This is a genomic window from Rhodococcus sp. NPDC059234, from assembly GCF_042754225.1.
In the GTDB taxonomy this organism is placed as follows: domain Bacteria; phylum Actinomycetota; class Actinomycetes; order Mycobacteriales; family Mycobacteriaceae; genus Rhodococcus_G.
This window is the reverse complement of sequence record NZ_JBHZAH010000013.1, coordinates 47187-62084: the sequence shown is the minus strand read 5'-3', so window position 1 is coordinate 62084 and position 14898 is coordinate 47187. Positions and strand designations below refer to the sequence as shown.

General features: G+C 70.3%; 16 protein-coding genes. 4 read left to right on the top strand and 12 right to left on the bottom strand.

Annotated elements, in window-relative coordinates:
- Positions 1-118: 118 nt before the first annotated feature.
- Positions 119-418 (bottom strand): DUF3017 domain-containing protein, encoded by a 300-nt coding sequence (locus ACFXGJ_RS05000; protein WP_378617096.1) that lies wholly within the window; start codon positions 416-418, stop codon positions 119-121.
- A gap of 5 nt (positions 419-423) precedes the next feature.
- Positions 424-1284: a bifunctional methylenetetrahydrofolate dehydrogenase/methenyltetrahydrofolate cyclohydrolase gene (locus tag ACFXGJ_RS04995; RefSeq protein ID WP_378617094.1), complete on the bottom strand. Its 861-nt coding sequence runs from the start codon at positions 1282-1284 to the stop codon at positions 424-426.
- Positions 1285-1315: 31 nt separating this feature from the next.
- Here ACFXGJ_RS04995 and ACFXGJ_RS04990 point away from each other — a divergent pair, with 31 nt between their 5' ends.
- A complete protein-coding gene (locus tag ACFXGJ_RS04990) occupies positions 1316-1837 on the top strand; it encodes a GNAT family N-acetyltransferase (protein ID WP_378617092.1) in 522 nt (173 codons plus the stop codon).
- Positions 1838-1859: 22 nt separating this feature from the next.
- On the opposite strand, the gene ACFXGJ_RS04985 is transcribed toward ACFXGJ_RS04990, so the two are convergent.
- Positions 1860-2468, bottom strand: a complete 609-nt coding sequence (locus ACFXGJ_RS04985) for a pentapeptide repeat-containing protein (RefSeq protein ID WP_378617090.1) — start codon at positions 2466-2468, stop codon at positions 1860-1862.
- 97 nt (positions 2469-2565) lie between these two features.
- On the opposite strand from ACFXGJ_RS04985, the gene ACFXGJ_RS04980 reads away from it, so the two are divergent.
- Entirely contained in the window at positions 2566-3030 is a 465-nt protein-coding gene (locus ACFXGJ_RS04980; protein WP_378617102.1) for a tRNA (cytidine(34)-2'-O)-methyltransferase, read from the top strand.
- Here ACFXGJ_RS04980 and ACFXGJ_RS04975 read toward each other — a convergent pair whose 3' ends face one another.
- From ACFXGJ_RS04975 to ACFXGJ_RS04965, 3 genes are read right to left on the bottom strand one after another with little or no spacing between them, the layout of a single operon-like run.
- Positions 3031-3846, bottom strand: coding sequence for a class I SAM-dependent methyltransferase (locus tag ACFXGJ_RS04975; RefSeq protein WP_378617088.1), 816 nt, complete (start codon positions 3844-3846; stop codon positions 3031-3033).
- A gap of 3 nt (positions 3847-3849) precedes the next feature.
- On the bottom strand, positions 3850-4080 hold the full coding sequence (locus tag ACFXGJ_RS04970; RefSeq protein WP_378617086.1) for a DUF167 domain-containing protein: 231 nt from the start codon (positions 4078-4080) through the stop codon (positions 3850-3852).
- An 8-nt stretch (positions 4081-4088) separates the two neighbouring features.
- Complete coding sequence (locus tag ACFXGJ_RS04965) at positions 4089-4976, bottom strand: LysR family transcriptional regulator (protein ID WP_378617084.1); 888 nt, start codon at positions 4974-4976, stop codon at positions 4089-4091.
- A 92-nt stretch (positions 4977-5068) separates the two neighbouring features.
- Between ACFXGJ_RS04965 and ACFXGJ_RS04960 the strand changes: the two genes are divergently transcribed.
- Entirely contained in the window at positions 5069-6151 is a 1083-nt protein-coding gene (locus ACFXGJ_RS04960) for a TDT family transporter (RefSeq protein WP_378617081.1), read from the top strand.
- Positions 6152-6179: 28 nt separating this feature from the next.
- On the opposite strand, the gene ACFXGJ_RS04955 is transcribed toward ACFXGJ_RS04960, so the two are convergent.
- The 4 genes from ACFXGJ_RS04955 to ACFXGJ_RS04940 form a co-directional block, all read right to left on the bottom strand.
- Positions 6180-7334: a hypothetical protein gene (locus ACFXGJ_RS04955; RefSeq protein ID WP_378617079.1), complete on the bottom strand. Its 1155-nt coding sequence runs from the start codon at positions 7332-7334 to the stop codon at positions 6180-6182.
- A gap of 138 nt (positions 7335-7472) precedes the next feature.
- Positions 7473-7862: a DUF302 domain-containing protein gene (locus ACFXGJ_RS04950; RefSeq protein ID WP_378617077.1), complete on the bottom strand. Its 390-nt coding sequence runs from the start codon at positions 7860-7862 to the stop codon at positions 7473-7475.
- A 32-nt stretch (positions 7863-7894) separates the two neighbouring features.
- Positions 7895-8488 (bottom strand): class I SAM-dependent methyltransferase, encoded by a 594-nt coding sequence (locus tag ACFXGJ_RS04945; protein ID WP_378617075.1) that lies wholly within the window; start codon positions 8486-8488, stop codon positions 7895-7897.
- 5 nt (positions 8489-8493) lie between these two features.
- On the bottom strand, positions 8494-8763 hold the full coding sequence (locus ACFXGJ_RS04940; RefSeq protein WP_378422264.1) for a metal-sensitive transcriptional regulator: 270 nt from the start codon (positions 8761-8763) through the stop codon (positions 8494-8496).
- A 175-nt stretch (positions 8764-8938) separates the two neighbouring features.
- Here ACFXGJ_RS04940 and ACFXGJ_RS04935 point away from each other — a divergent pair, with 175 nt between their 5' ends.
- Positions 8939-9382: a hypothetical protein gene (locus ACFXGJ_RS04935; protein WP_378617072.1), complete on the top strand. Its 444-nt coding sequence runs from the start codon at positions 8939-8941 to the stop codon at positions 9380-9382.
- A gap of 7 nt (positions 9383-9389) precedes the next feature.
- Here ACFXGJ_RS04935 and ACFXGJ_RS04930 read toward each other — a convergent pair whose 3' ends face one another.
- Positions 9390-11048, bottom strand: a complete 1659-nt coding sequence (locus ACFXGJ_RS04930; RefSeq protein WP_378617070.1) for an FAD-dependent oxidoreductase — start codon at positions 11046-11048, stop codon at positions 9390-9392.
- 95 nt (positions 11049-11143) lie between these two features.
- Positions 11144-14437: an error-prone DNA polymerase gene (locus tag ACFXGJ_RS04925; protein ID WP_378617068.1), complete on the bottom strand. Its 3294-nt coding sequence runs from the start codon at positions 14435-14437 to the stop codon at positions 11144-11146.
- Positions 14438-14898: the final 461 nt, after the last annotated feature.

Below are 14898 nucleotides of genomic sequence, written 5' to 3'. Positions count from 1 at the left end.
GCCGCCGACTCGGCGGCAGCACCGGCACCAACCACACGGCCCGAGGCTTCGCCCGAGGAGTCTCAACACGGCCCGAGGCTTCGCCCGAGGAGTCTCGACACGGCCCGAGGAGCTCGGCTCAGCCGGTGCCGAGCGGGTCGATCGAGACGGCGAGCCACACGATCGCCCCGCCGACCGCCGTCAGGGCCGCCACGTCGAAGGTCTGCCCGCGGACAGCGAGGAGCCCGACCTCCTCCTCCGGCAGGCACAGCCGGAACCCGGCGGCCAGCAGCGTCGCGAGACCGAAGACGAAGGCTCCGCGACGCCACCGTTCTGCCAGCACGAAGATCACCGCGACCAGGACCACCGCGGCGACCGCCAACAGCGGCAGATTCCGGCGGGCGAGGCGAACCCAGCGGTTCGCGGTGGCGGCCGTCATCGGGACTATTCCGCGGCCGCGGCGAGCTGCTCGGCGCGCTCGACCACGTTGCTCAGCAGGAACGCGCGAGTCAGCGGCCCGACGCCGCCGGGGTTGGGCGAAACGAATCCCGCGACCTCGCGGACCTCGTCGGAGACGTCACCGCGCAGGCCTTCGGCGGTGCGGCTCACGCCCACGTCGATGACGGCCGCGCCCGGCTTGACCATGTCCGCGGTGATCAGGCCCGCGACGCCGGCGGCGGCGACCACGATGTCAGCACGGCGCACCTCGGCGGCGAGGTCCTTGGTCCCGGTGTGGCACAGGGTGACGGTGGCGTTCTCGCTGCGCCGGGTCAGCAGCAACCCGATCGGACGGCCGATGGTGACGCCGCGGCCGACGACGGTGACGTGCGCGCCGTCGATCGGAATGTCGTAGCGACGCAGCAGGTGAACCACACCGCGCGGGGTGCACGGCAGAGTGGACTCCTTGCCGAGCACGAGCCGGCCCAGGTTGACCGGGTGCAGGCCGTCGGCATCCTTGGCGGGGTCGATCCGCTCGAGCGCCGCGTTCTCGTCGAGATGCTTGGGCAACGGCAACTGGACGATGTAGCCGGTGCACTCGGGGTTCGCGTTGAGCTCGTCGATCGTGGCCTCGAGTTCGGCCTGAGTGATGTCGGCGGGCAGGTCGCGCCGGATCGAGGTGATGCCGATGTTGGCGCAGTCGTTGTGCTTGCCGCGCACGTACGAGGCCGATCCGGGGTCGTCGCCGACCAGGACGGTTCCCAGTCCGGGCGTGATGCCCTTGGCCCTGAGTGCATCCACCCGGGCCCTCAGGTCAGTGAAGATCTCGTCACGGGTCGCTTTACCATCGAGGATCGTTGCAGTCACGCCCGCCATTGTTTCAGGTCAGACTGAGGACATGGCACCGACTCCGGAACTTGCACCCGAACTACGCGGCCCGAGGGTGCTGCTGACGCCACTGCGGCCGGAGCACCGCGCCCGGCTCCGCGAGATCCATCGCGAGCCGGAGGTACGCCGGTGGTGGCAGATGCCCGACGACGACTGGCCGGAGGTGGAGGAGCCGGACACCACCAAGTACACCGTGCTGGCCGGAGATCGGATCGTCGGATTCGCACAGTGGTACTTCGAGCCCGACCCCGACTACCGGCACGCGGGCCTCGACCTGTTCCTCGCCTCGGAGACCCAGGGCCGCGGCCTCGGCACCGAAGTGGTGCGGGTGCTGTGCGCGCACCTGATCGACGACCACCACTTCCATCGCCTCGTCATCGACCCCAAGGCCGCCAACACTCCGGCGATCGCGTGCTACCGGAAGGTCGGCTTCAAGGACGTCGGGGTGATGCGGGAGTACGAGATGAACCACGACGGCAGCTGGGCCGACGGGCTGCTGATGGACCTGCTGGCCCGGGAGTTCGTGCGCTGACGAGGACACCCGTCCGCCTCGATCAGGGCTCGACGATAAGTCCGTGCGCGGTGGCCATCGCGATCGCCTGCGTCATCTCGATCTTCGCCTGGTCGAGTTTGGCACTGGTCCACAACGCCGCGTCGACGTGCGCGCCACGCAGGTCAGCGCCCTCGAGCCGCAGGTCGGAGGTCCGGGCACCGAACATGTCGACCGACTGCAGCACCGCCTTGCGCAGGTCCGCGCCGACCAGGTTGGCCTCGCGCATCCGGCAGTCGGTGAAGTCCACGCCGCGCAGGTCCGCCTTGCCGAGCGAGGCCAGGGTGAAGTCCACCTCGTCGAACTCGATGGGGCGCAGACGACAGTCCTCGAAGGTCGAGCCGAGCAGGCTGGAGCTACGAAAGACGCTGTGCCACAGTCGGGTCCGGTTGAACGTGCAGGACCGGAAAGCCGTCACCAGGTGACGGGAGTCGGTGAGATCGGCGCCGGTGAAGTCGCAGTCGGTGAACACCACGTGCTCGGTCTGCAGCTCGCTCAGGTCCGCGTCCCGGAACGAGCACCCCGTGTAGTGACGGTTGGACCACTGCTGGCGCGGCAGTCGGGCGTCCGAGAAGTCCTCGCCGATGAATTCCTGGATGTCGTCCTCAGCCATGCCCCGATCCTGCCCTCCCCCTCCGACAGTCCCGACCACGGGGACTGCCCGGGTGGCGGCAACGGGTCTGCTACTCGACCCTGGCAAGCTGATCGGTGTGTTCCGACTGATGTTCCACGAGCCCCGTATCCCTCCCAACACGGGCAACGCGATCCGCCTGGTCGCGGGGACCGGATGCGAGCTGCACCTGGTCGGCCCGCTCGGGTTCGACCTGTCCGAGCCGAAGCTGCGTCGCGCGGGACTGGACTATCACGACCTCGCCTCGGTGACCGTGCACGAGGACCTGCCGACGGCGTGGGCGGCGCTGGCCCCGCAGCGGGTCTACGCGTTCACCGCGCACGCGGACATCTCGTTCACGGACATCGCCTACCAGCCCGGCGACGTGCTGCTGTTCGGACCGGAGCCGACCGGACTGTCCGAGGAGGTCCTCGCGGACCGCCACGTCACCGCGCAGGTTCGGATTCCGATGATCCCCGGCCGGCGGTCGCTGAACCTGTCGAACGCGGCGGCGGTGGCCGTCTACGAGGCGTGGCGCCAGCACGGGTTCGCGGGCGGGCAGTAGTCAGGGCGACGCCCGCCGTTCGGGCGTCCGAGATTCGGACATCCGGGACTTGGCGAGTTCGGCCCGCATCTGGGTGAACCGGAACAACCCCGGCCTGCCGGCGACGGTCTCGTAGTCGCGGACGACCTGGTCCACGAACCCCGCCGCGCGGCGGTCGTCGAGTCGGCTCGTCCAGGCCGTCGCGCCGACCGCGAACCATTGCGCGAACGCCTCGCGGGAGCCGAAGTCCCAGTCGAGGTCGGCGACGCGCAGGCCGGCGACGGTCAGGCCTGCGGAGGACGCGAGCTCGGGGTAGTCCGCCGGGTCGACGTGCAGGAAGGGCGATTCGAATCCCGTGAAGTCGCCGGACCATTCGGGCCTGCGACACACCCGCATGGCCACCGCTTCGAGGCTGGGACGCTCACTCGCGCACACCACCTGGATCGTCGCCCTACCGGCAGCCCGCAGCGCCCGAGCGATCCCGGCGAGCGCACTCCCCGGCTCGGTCACCCAGTGCAGCGCGTTGAAGGAGACCACCACGTCGAACTCGTCGGCGAACGGGAGGTCCCGGGCGTCGGCGACGAGAAACTCGAGGGCGGTCCCGGCGGGCGCCGTCCGAGCCCGCGCCGCGTCGATCATGCTCGGGGACGCGTCCACGCCGACCACCGAACCGCCCGGCAGGCGGGCAGCCAACTCGGCCGTGACGAAGCCGTCGCCGCATCCGATGTCGAGGAGGCGTTCGGCGCCACCGAGGTCGAGGCCGGACAGCGACCGCTCGGCGAGGGTGCGCTGCAGACCGCTCACCCTCGCGTAGCCCTCACCGTCCCAACCGGACATCCGTCAATCCTGCACCTCGAAGCGCTTGTGGCGCGAGGTTGCGCCGGAAATCAGCCGTACCGCACTCTTCGAGAGGCCCAGATGCCGGGCCAGCAGCTCCTCGGCCGCCTTGTTGGCCTTGCCCTCCACCGCCGGAGCGCGCACGTAGAGCAGCAGGGTGCCGTCCTCTAGCGTCTCGACGAGCGGGCCCTTCTTGCTGTTCGGCTTGATCTGCGCCGCCACCGTCCTCGCCATCGCCGCGCTCAGCCCGCCGCGATATCCAGGAACTCGCGGGCCGAGCCGCGCAGTCCGCGGTCGCGGTCCCACACCGCGAGCAGCCGGCGCGGGAGTCGCAGGTCCTGCAGTTCGACGGCGACCAGCCTGCCGTCGACGAGGTCTGCGGCCACGGCCAGCGAGGACACCACCGCGGGTGCGTTGCCCGCGACCACCGCGGCCTTGACCGCCGTGCAGGAGGTGAGCTCGAGCAACGGCGCCACGCAGCCGGGCACGGCCTGCTCCAGAGTGGTCCTGGTGCCGGAGCCGAACTCGCGCTGGATCAGCGGGGTCCGGGCGAGCTCGGCGGGGGCGATCGGGCCGGACCGTGCCCACGCGTGGCCGGGCGGGACGATCACGACCAGCTCGTCCCGGGCGACCTCCCGAGCATCCAGCCCGGCGGGCACGTCCGGTCCCTCGACGAAGCCGAGATCCGCGTCACCTGCCAACACCTGCGCGGCAACGTCGGACGAGTTGAGCAATCGGACCGAGGTGACCACGGTCGGGTGCTTGCGACGCATCGCCACGGTCCACCCGGGCACCAGGTACTCGGCAATGGTCATGCTGGCCGCGACCGTCAGGTTCGCCGCCCGTTCGCCGCGCAGCGCCGAGATTCCCGATGCGAGATGCTCCGCGGCGGTCAGGGTTCCGGCCGCCCACTCGAGCACCAGTCCGCCCTCGTAGGTCGGCGTCACGCCGGTGGTGGCGCGGTCGAACACCTTGATGCCGAGCTGACGTTCGGCGGACCGCACGCGGGCGCTGATCGCCTGCTGGCTGAGTCCGTGTTCGCGACCGGCGGCGCCCATGCTGCCCAGGCGGGCTACGGAGACCAGCACGTCGAGTGCGGCCAACTCGGGGACGCGGGGCGAGATCGGCATGCCCCCAGCCTAGCCGGGTCACAATCAACGGTTGTGACAGGGCAAGCGCAACGCCTCTACCGGCGACGATCCGCTCGCGCGATGGTGGATACATGCTCACCACCGCCGCACCCCCGTCCGCCGGACCGACTCCGCATCGAGCGCTGGCACACGTGACGCCGAACTGGTTCGGGGTCGTGATGGGCACCGGCATCATCGCGGTGGGCGCCGCCTCGCTCCCGTTGGAGTTTCCCGGACGCGAGGCACTCGCGCGAACGTTCTGGCTGCTCGCGACCGCGGAACTACTGGTTCTGTCGGTGGCGTTCGCGGCGCACTGGATTCGGCATCGCGAACACGCGCTCGGCTACGCCCGCAATCCCGCGACGACACCGTTCTACGGCGCACTGCCCATGGCGCTGCTCACCGTCGGCGCCGGGTCGCTCGCGGTCGGCTCCGACCTGCTCGGCCCGTTCGCGATCGGCATCTCCGCGTCGCTGTGGGTCGTCGGCACCGTCACCGGGATCGCGGCGCTGGTCGCGGTTCCGCCCCGGATGCGCTGCGGTGGAACGCCGTCCCCGGCCTGGCTGATGCCCGTGGTGCCGCCGATGGTCTCGGCCACGACCGGGGCCGCGCTGATCCCGCACCTCCCCGAGGGCGCGGCCCAGCTCACCCTGCTGCTCACCTGCTACGCCCTGTTCGGCACGGCCCTGGCCGCGGCGCTCGCGACGGTGTCGGTCGTCGCGGTCCACACCTACCGCAACGGCCTGCCCACGCTGCAGGCATTGCCCACCTTCTGGATTCCCCTCGGCGTGATCGGCCAGTCGATCGCGGCGGCGAACCTGCTCGGCCGGGTCTCGGTGGGGGCGGTGGACCCGTCGGTGGCTGCCGACCTGCGCACCTTCGGTGTCGGGTACGGCATCGTGACGGGCGCCGTCGGGGTGTTGGCCTTCTGCTGCGCCTGCCTGCTCACCGCCCACGCGACCGGTCGCGGACTGCGCTTCTCGATGACCTGGTGGAGCTTCACCTTCCCCGTCGGCGCCTGCGCAGTCGGGGCGGCGGCACTCGGCACCGCAACCGAATCGCTTGCGGTGCAAAGACTCTCTGCCGCACTACTGGTCCTGCTGATCGGTGCGTGGCTGGTGGTCGCCGCACACACCGCCCGCGGAGTGTGGACGCGGACACTGTTCGCCGGCTGAGGCCGGGCCGTTCACCCACCCGGCGCGATCAGAGCAGCGCGAACGCGACCCCTGCGCCGATCAGGACCAGTATCGCCGCGATCGCGGCCAACACGACGAGCACAGTGCGCACGCGGTGCCCGGCCGGCGCCTCCACAGTCTCCCCGTCGACGACGGCCACGCCGTCCACCGCGGACTTGGCGTCGTCCGGAGTCGTCGTCACGAGAGTTGCACCCGCGCTGACCGACTCGGGCACGGCGGCGACCTCCGCCGCGTCGGGGACCGGCCGGATCCGCCCGATGGCCGTGAGCACCTCGGTGACGTCGTAGGACGGCGGCAGACCGATCGGCTTGTTGTTGCCGTGGTGCGAGGTCCGGTATCCCGCCGCGAGAATGGCGGCACCGAGCGCGGCCGCCTGCTCCGGTCCCGGACCGACCACGCAGTGCACACCGAACTTCTCCGCGAGAGCGTTCGCCACGCCGCGCAGCGCGGCGTCGTCTCGTGCAACCAGTCCGTCCGCGGTCACCACGACGGCGTCGAGGTTCGACGGCAGCCATCCGAATGCGCCGAGCGCACTGGACAACTGCGCGGTCGGCGATGCGCCGCGACCGGCCGCGAATCGGAACGACCGCCCGCTGGAGACGCCGGAGCGCACCAGCGTGACCGTCGCCCCGGCATCGTCGACGTGATAGCTGCCGATCAACTGGCCGGGCTTCTCGGCCACCTCCGACTCGAACCACGCACAGGCCGCCTCGGCGTCCGAGACCAGCGACACCTCGGACAGCCCTGAGTAGTTCAGCGAATTGCGCAGCTCCGCCACCGTCTCCGAATCCCAGGACGACGGGTGGGTGGCCACCACCTTGGGTGCGCCTCCGTCCCGTCCGCCGAACGTGGGCAACGGCTCGCACTCGCGGACCAGGCTCCGCATCGCGGTGGCCACGACGTCCTCGGCTCGGTAGCGGGTGCCGTCGCTGGTCGCGACACCCTCCGGATCCCCCACCCGCGCAACGAAACCCGACATGGTGCTGACGAACTCCGAGTCGCCGCCCGGATCCGCGCCGCCGAGCACGGCCTCACCGTCCGAGCACAGATACAGCACGGTGTCGCGGACGATGACGATCGGGTCGGGAGTGCCCGGCTCGTTCGACGCCACCACCAGGGTGGACACCAGACTGCCGATCCGGATCCCAATTCCCACGGACATGCACGTTCCCCATTCGGTGTCGAACAGCTCGCAACCGCACGCCGCCGAACGCGAATCGTTCGGCGGGATGCAGGGTTACATATTGCTATGCCGACGATCCCGCACGCACCACGCCCCGCCGGGGACCGGGCGGTTGTTTCAGTCGGCGAGCGAGTCGATCGCGGTCCGCAGGCGCGTCGTTGCCTCGTCGGCGACGACCGCGAGCTCGGCATCGTCGGCGACCTCGACCATGAGCTGCGGGTTCATCGCCTCCACCACCACCGCGTCGCCGTCCGCCCGCACCACCACGTTGCAGGGCAGCAGCAGGCCGATCTGCCGGTTCAGACTGACCGCGCGGTGGGCGAGCATCGGGTTGCAGGCCCCGAGGATCAGGTACCGCCCGATGTCCTCGCCGAGCTTCGCCTTCAGGGTGGCCTGCATGTCGATCTCGGTGAGCACGCCGAAGCCCTGCTCCTGCAGCGCGGCGCGGGCGCGTGCGACCGCCTCGTCGAAGGAGGTGGTCAGTGTGGTGGCGATGCCTAGTTCCATGATCTGTGTCCTCGTTTCGTGTTCGGTGTTCCTCACCGGTGCGGGGCGAGTCCCCACGGCCGTGCGTCGAGCAGGATGTCCACCGCGGTGCCCGCGTCGACGGCCCGGCACACGTGCTCGAGCGCGTCGACCCGCATCCCGTCGGCCGCGCTGGCGAGGTCGGCAATGGTCGGCAGGATCGCGGGGTCCGGCGGGCCGCCGACCCCGCGGTGATAGTTCTCCAGCGAGTGCCCGAGGTAGAGCAGGCGGCCGTCGGGGGCGAGCCAGCCCGCCGCACGGGCGATCTGGGCCTGCAACTGCTCGATCGGCAGGTGCAGGAAGCTCAGCAGCACCAGGTCCACCGGACCGTCCGGCGACCAGTCGGTGACGTCACCGACCCGCCAGTCGATCCGCCGCTCGGGATCGCGCCCGCGGGCCTGTTCGATCGCCACGGCCGAGTAGTCGACGGCGGTGACCGTCCAGCCGGTGCGGTCGAGCCACCGGGCGTGCCTACCGTCACCGCAGGCGAGGTCGACGGCCCGCCCCGGCACCGCGTCGGCGAGCCGTTCGCGGATGGCCTCGGCAGGCTCGGACCCCCACGGATCCGGGCGGTCGCGGTACCGGTCGTCCCAGGCGCTCGCGTCCATTCCCGTCACGCCAGGGCGAGGAAGAGCTTCTCGAGCTCCGCCTCGGTCATCGGGGCCTGGTTGTCGCGGTCCTTGCCCTCGAGGCAGTCCCGCAGCCCGGTCGCGACGATCTTGAAGCCGGCCCGGTCGAGGGCCCGCGAGACCGCGGCGAGCTGGGTGACGACATCCTTGCAGTCGCGGCCGCTCTCGATCATCGAGATGACCCCGGCCAGCTGGCCCTGCGCGCGCCGGAGCCGGTTCAGCACCAGCGCAATGCTCTCCTCGTCGCCGGTCATGGCGACACCTCCCTCTTTCTTGGATACTTCGTCTTTCTTGGATACTTCGTCGATCGACCCGGATTCAGGGTACCCCGTGGGGTATCTTGCGGGTCGCCTCCTGGCGCTGGCGCCGCACCGCGTCCACACTGGAGGCGAGGCCAGTTCGCCCCCCGACACCAGCGCAGGAGACATCATGAGCGAGAACGGGCCCTTCGGCTTCGACCCGGAGGATCTCGACCGCATGGCCCGCGAGGTGGGCGACGGCCTCCGAGACGCCCTCGGGAAGGTCGGCAGCTTCCTCGGCGAGGCGGGCATCGGCTCCGTGTGGTCCAGCGGCATGGACGGGCACACCACCCACCGGGTGTGGCCGGCGGCGCGCCCGACCACCACCGGCGACACCGGGGACGGGGTCTGGGCGATCTACCTCGTCGACGACGCGGGCGCCGCCCGCGTCGAGCAGGTCTTCTCGAGCGAACTCGACGCCCTGCGTGCCAACAAGAGCAACATCGACCCCCGGCGCCTGGTCCGCTTCCTGCCCTACGGCGTCACCGTGGGCGTCCTGGACGAGAACCCGGCCCCCGAGCCGACGGACCAGCGGCCCGAGGGGCAGCCCGACGCTCCCGACGCCGACGCCTGACCTGCCGCTACACGGGGTCACCGACCCGAGACACGGGGTCACCGACCGAGGCCTGACCCGACTGCCAGGTGCGGTAGCCGCCGTCGAGGTTGCGGACCGAACGCCCGAGCTGACGCAGCAGACGCGCCGCGGTGTGGCCGCGCTGGCCGACCTGGCAGTGCACGACGAGTTCCCCGTCCGGCAGCTCGTGCGCCCGGGACCGCAGCTCGTCGAGCTCGACGTTGACCGCGCCCGGAACGGTCCCGGCGGCGAACTCCTCCGGCGTGCGGACGTCGACCAGCACCGCACCCGCGGCCTGCAGGTCGGGCAGCTCGTGCCACTGCACGGTCGCGGCCGTGCCCGCGCGCAGGTTGTCTGCGATGTAGCCGAGCATGTTCACCGGATCCTTCGCGGAACCGAACTGCGGCGCGTAGGCCAACTCCAGGTCCGCGAGTTCGGAGGCCGTGATGCCGCCGACCATCGCGGTGGCGATCACGTCGATGCGCTTGTCGACGCCGTCGCCGCCGACACCCTGGGCACCGAGGATCGCGTCGGTCTCCGGATCGACGAGCAGCTTGAGCGACATGCCCTCGGCGCCCGGGTAGTACCCCGCGTGCGACTGCGGGTGCGTGTGGATCGCCCGGTAGGGCCTGCCCGCCGCGCGCAACCGCTTCTCGTTCCAGCCCACCGCCGCCGCCATCAGCGAGAACACGCCGACGATCGCGGTGCCGACCACGCGGCGCGGCCGCACCGGCAGTCCGGCGATGACGTCGGCGACGAGCCGGCCCTGTCGGTTCGCCGGGTTCGCCAGCGGAACCAGTCCGGGCTCGCCCGCGACCGCGTCGACCTTCTCGACCGCGTCGCCGACCGCGTAGACGTGTTCGGCGGAGGTGCGCATCGACTCGTCCACCCGGATGCCGCCGCGCGGACCGATCTCGATACCGGCGGCGACCGCCAGTCCGGTCTCGGGTCGCACGCCGATGGCCATCACGACCACGTCGGCGGGCAGCGTCCGGCCGTCGGCCAGGGTCGCGGTGTCCGCGTCGATCGAGACCACCTGGGTGCCGAGCTCGAGCCGAACGTCGTTGCCGCGCAGTTCGTCCGCGACCGGGGCCGCCATCTCCGGGTCGAGCGGCGCGAGCACCTGGTCGGCGAGTTCGACAACGGAGACCGCGAGGCCACGATTGCGCAGATTCTCGGCGAGTTCGACGCCGATGAAGCCGGCCCCCACGATCACCGCGGAGCGCGCCGAGCCCTCGATCGCACCCACCAGCCGGTCCACGTCGTCCACGTCGCGCAGCACCAGCGCGCGGTCGACCCCCTCGACGCCGGGGACGATCGGACTCGCGCCGGGGCTCAGGACCAGGGAGTCGTAGGACTCGGTGTACTCGGCACCGGTGAGCAGGTCGCGCGCGGTGACCGTGCGGGTCGCGGTGTCGATCGCCGTCACCTCGGTGCGCACCCGCACATCCAGCCGGAACCGGGCGGCGAGGCTCTCCGGTGTCTGCAGCAGCAGCGCGTCACGATCCTCGATCACGCCGCCCGCGTAGTACGGCAAACCGCAGTTCGCGAACGAGACGTGACCACCCCGCTCGAAGACCACGATGTCCGCCGCCTCGTCCAGCCGGCGCAACCTGGTCGCGGCGGACATTCCGCCGGCAACCCCACCCACGATGACGACCTTCACGTCGACCCCTTTCGTTTCGGTGAACTATACCCCCTGGGGTATGTCAACCGGGCGGACGAGCCCGATGTTCCCGGTGTGACGCGGGTCGCGACCGCTCAGCGGAAGTCCCGCGATTTTCCCGCCATCCGCAGGTCCATTCGCTGCAACCGGTCGGCGACCACCGTCACCGCCCCCTCCGCGTTCTGCACCTTCCCGCGGACCAGCAGGGCGGGGGCGGTGTGTGCGAGGTTCCGATAGCGGGCCCACAGCCCCACCGAGCAGACCACGTTCACCATCCCCGTCTCGTCCTCGAGATTGATGAAGGTGACCCCGGCCGCGGTCGCCGGGCGCTGCCGATGGGTCACCGCCCCGCCGACGAGCACCCGGTCACCGTCGGGCACCGCCAGCAGACCGGACGCCGGGATCACCCCGAGCGCATCCAACTGCGGGCGCAGGAACTGGGTGGGATAGGTGTCCGGAGACACCCCGGTCGCCCACACGTCGGCCGCGGCCAGTTCCACGTCGCTCATGCCCGGCAGGGTCGGCGAGGTCACCGCGGTTCCCGTGCCCGGCAGCCGGTCCGGTCGCTCCCCCGCCGCCGCACCCGCCGCCCACAGGGCCTGCCGACGCGAACCGGAGAAACAGGCCAGCGCACCCGCGGTGGCCAGCGACTCCGCCTGCGCGGTAGTCAGTTCCACCCGGCCGGTCAGGTCGAGCAGCGACGCGAAGCACCCACCCTCGCACCGCGCGGCGACGATCTTCTCGGCCAGTGCCGACCCGATGTGCCGGACCTCCCCGAGTCCGAGTCGCACCTCGGTACCGCCACACTTGAGACTCGCGTAGGCCAGGCTCGCATTCACGTCCGGCCCGTGCACCCGCACCCCGTGCCGGCGGGCGTCCGCGACCAACGACTGTGGCGAGTAGAACCCCATCGGCTGGGCCCGCAGCAGACCGGCACAGAAGGCGGCCGGATGATGCAGCTTGAACCACGCCGAGTAGAACACCAGCGAGGCGAAGGACTGCGAATGGCTCTCGGGGAAACCGAAGTTCGCGAAGGCGTACAGCTTCTCGTAGATCCGGTCCGCGACTTCTCCGGTGATGCCGTGCAGCTCCCGCATGCCGTCGTACAGCCTGCCCCGCAGCCGCTCCATCCGCTCCGGAGAACGCTTGGACCCCATCGCCCGGCGCAACTGGTCGGCCTCCGCCGCGGTGAACCCCGCGACATCCACCGCCATCTGCATCAGCTGCTCCTGGAACAGCGGCACCCCGAGGGTGCGCTCGAGGGAGTTCTCCAGTGCGGGGTGGTCGTATGTGACGGGCTCGATCTCGTTGCGGCGCCGAATGTACGGGTGCACCGACCCGCCCTGGATGGGCCCGGGCCGGATCAATGCAACCTCCACCACCAGGTCGTAGAAGTTACGCGGCTTGAGCCTCGGCAGGGTGGCCATCTGCGCCCGGGACTCCACCTGGAACACGCCGACCGAGTCTGCTCGGCAGAGCATCTCGTAGACCGCAGCCTCGGACAGGTCCAGCGCGGCCAGGTCCACCTCGACGGCCTTGTGCTCGGCGACCATGTCGATCATGTAGTGCAGCGCAGAGAGCATGCCGAGCCCGAGTAGATCGAACTTGACCAGGCCCACCGCGGCGCAGTCGTCCTTGTCCCACTGCAGGACGCTGCGGTTCTCCATCCGCGCCCACTCCACCGGGCACACGTCCGCGATGGGACGGTCGCAGATCACCATGCCACCGGAGTGGATACCGAGATGCCGTGGAAAACCCTCGATCTCGCCGGCGAGCTCGAGCACCGCGGGCGGGATGTCCGTCCCCGCCTCGTCCTTCACGCCGGACCAGCGGCTGACCTGTTTGCTCCACGCGTCCTGCTGGCCCTGCGAGTAGCCCAGCGCGCGAGCCATGTCCCGGACCGCCATCTTGCCGCGGTAGGTGATGACATTGGCGACCTGCGCGGCGTAGTCGCGGCCGTACCGGTTGTAGACGTACTGGATCGCCTCCTCGCGCCGATCGGACTCGATGTCCACGTCGATGTCCGGCGGACCGTCCCGTTCCGGCGAGAGGAACCGCTCGAACAGCAGCTTGTTGCCGACCGGGTCCACGTTGGTGATGCCGATGGCGTAGCAGATCGCCGAGTTGGCCGCCGAGCCACGGCCCTGGCAGAGGATGTCGTTGCGGCGACAGAAGGACACGATGTCGTGCACCACCAGGAAGTAGCCCGGAAAGCTCAGCTGCGCAACGATGGCCAGTTCGTGTTCGATCTGCCGGTAGGCGTCGGGCCGGCGCGCGGGAGTGCCGTAGCGCCGGTGTGCACCGGCCATCGTCAGCTCGCGCAACCAACTGTCCTCGGTGTGCCCGTCCGGGACGTCGAAGGGCGGCAGCTTCGGCGCGATCAACCGCAGGTCGAATGCGCATTCACGGCCGAGGTCGGCCGCGCCCGGCACCGCCGCGGGGTGCGCGGCGAACAGCCGCGTCATCTCCGCCCCCGAGCGCAGATGCGCTCCCCCGGCCGGGGCCAGCCAACCCGCCGCATCGTCCAGACTCCGCCTGGCCCGGACCGCGGCCATCGCCATCGCGAGCCGCCGCCGCTGCGGATCGGCGAAGTGCGCGGCGGTGGTCGCGACGACGGGTAGCCCGCATCGGAACGCGAGGTCGGCCAGTGCGGCGTTGCGTTCGTCGTCCTCTGCGATCCCGTGGTGGGTGAGTTCGACACTGACCCGGTCGGGGCCGAATCGTTCGACGAGCCTGCGCAACTCGTCCTCCGCGGCCGCGGCGCCGCTGCTCGCCAATGCGCCGCGCACATGCCCCTTGCGACAACCCGTGAGGATCTGCCAGTGCCCGCCCGCCGCATCGGTCAGCGAGTCGAGGTCGTAACGCGGTTTGCCCTTCTCACCGCCGGCCAGGTGCGCGGCCGCGATCTGCCGGGACAGCCGACGGTAGCCCTCGTGCCCGCGCGCCAGAACCAGCAGGTGCGTGCCGTCCGGATCCGGCACTCCTGCCCGTGAATCCGTTGAACCGAGCGACAATTCGGCACCGAACACGGTACGCATGCTCAGTTCCTTGGCTGCCTCCGCGAAGCGGACCACCCCGTAGAGTCCGTCGTGATCGGTCAGCGCGATCGCCTCGAGCCCCAGCCGGACGGCCTCCTCGACCAGTTCCTCGGGCGAGGAGGCGCCGTCGAGGAAGCTGAACGCCGAGTGCGCGTGCAACTCCGCGTAGGGCACGACCGGACCCTCGACCGACCCCACACGTCCCGCGCGGTACTCGCCGCGCTTGCGGGACCACGCCGGACTGTCACTCCCGTCGCCGGGGTACATCGCCTCCGGCGGGTTCCTCCCCGGACGCCCCGAGAGCACCCGCTCCATCTCCGACCACGTCGGCGGCCCGTTTCCCCAGCCCATCGCCCACACCTTCCCTGTCGCACCCGCCACCGGAGTCGGTCGCGATACTCGTGCGGGGAAGTCGCATCGAACGTGTGTTCTAGCATGCAGCGCGGGGTCGGCCATGTCAACCGAGGCGACCGAAGCGACCGAAGCGACCGAAGCGTTCGAGCCCACCCCCGCCCATTCGGCATTTCGCCACTCGCGGGCCCGCAACCCGACCCGTTTGATGTGACCCACATTCTTACCGACAGGTAGACAATTTCCTTACCCGAAAGTAAGTGGAATTGTTACCGGAAAGTAGAAACAGAATTCGTTCCAATAGGGAACATATCGCAATTGCGGCAAATGTCCTGCACGCATCGATCGGCCGGTCCATAAAAGGTACAAATCGGAATCAGCAACACTGTGACCTGGACATATGTCAAACAAGGGTGTCGATGGACATGTTGGCAATAATTTCTTTTGTCGGTATATGCTCC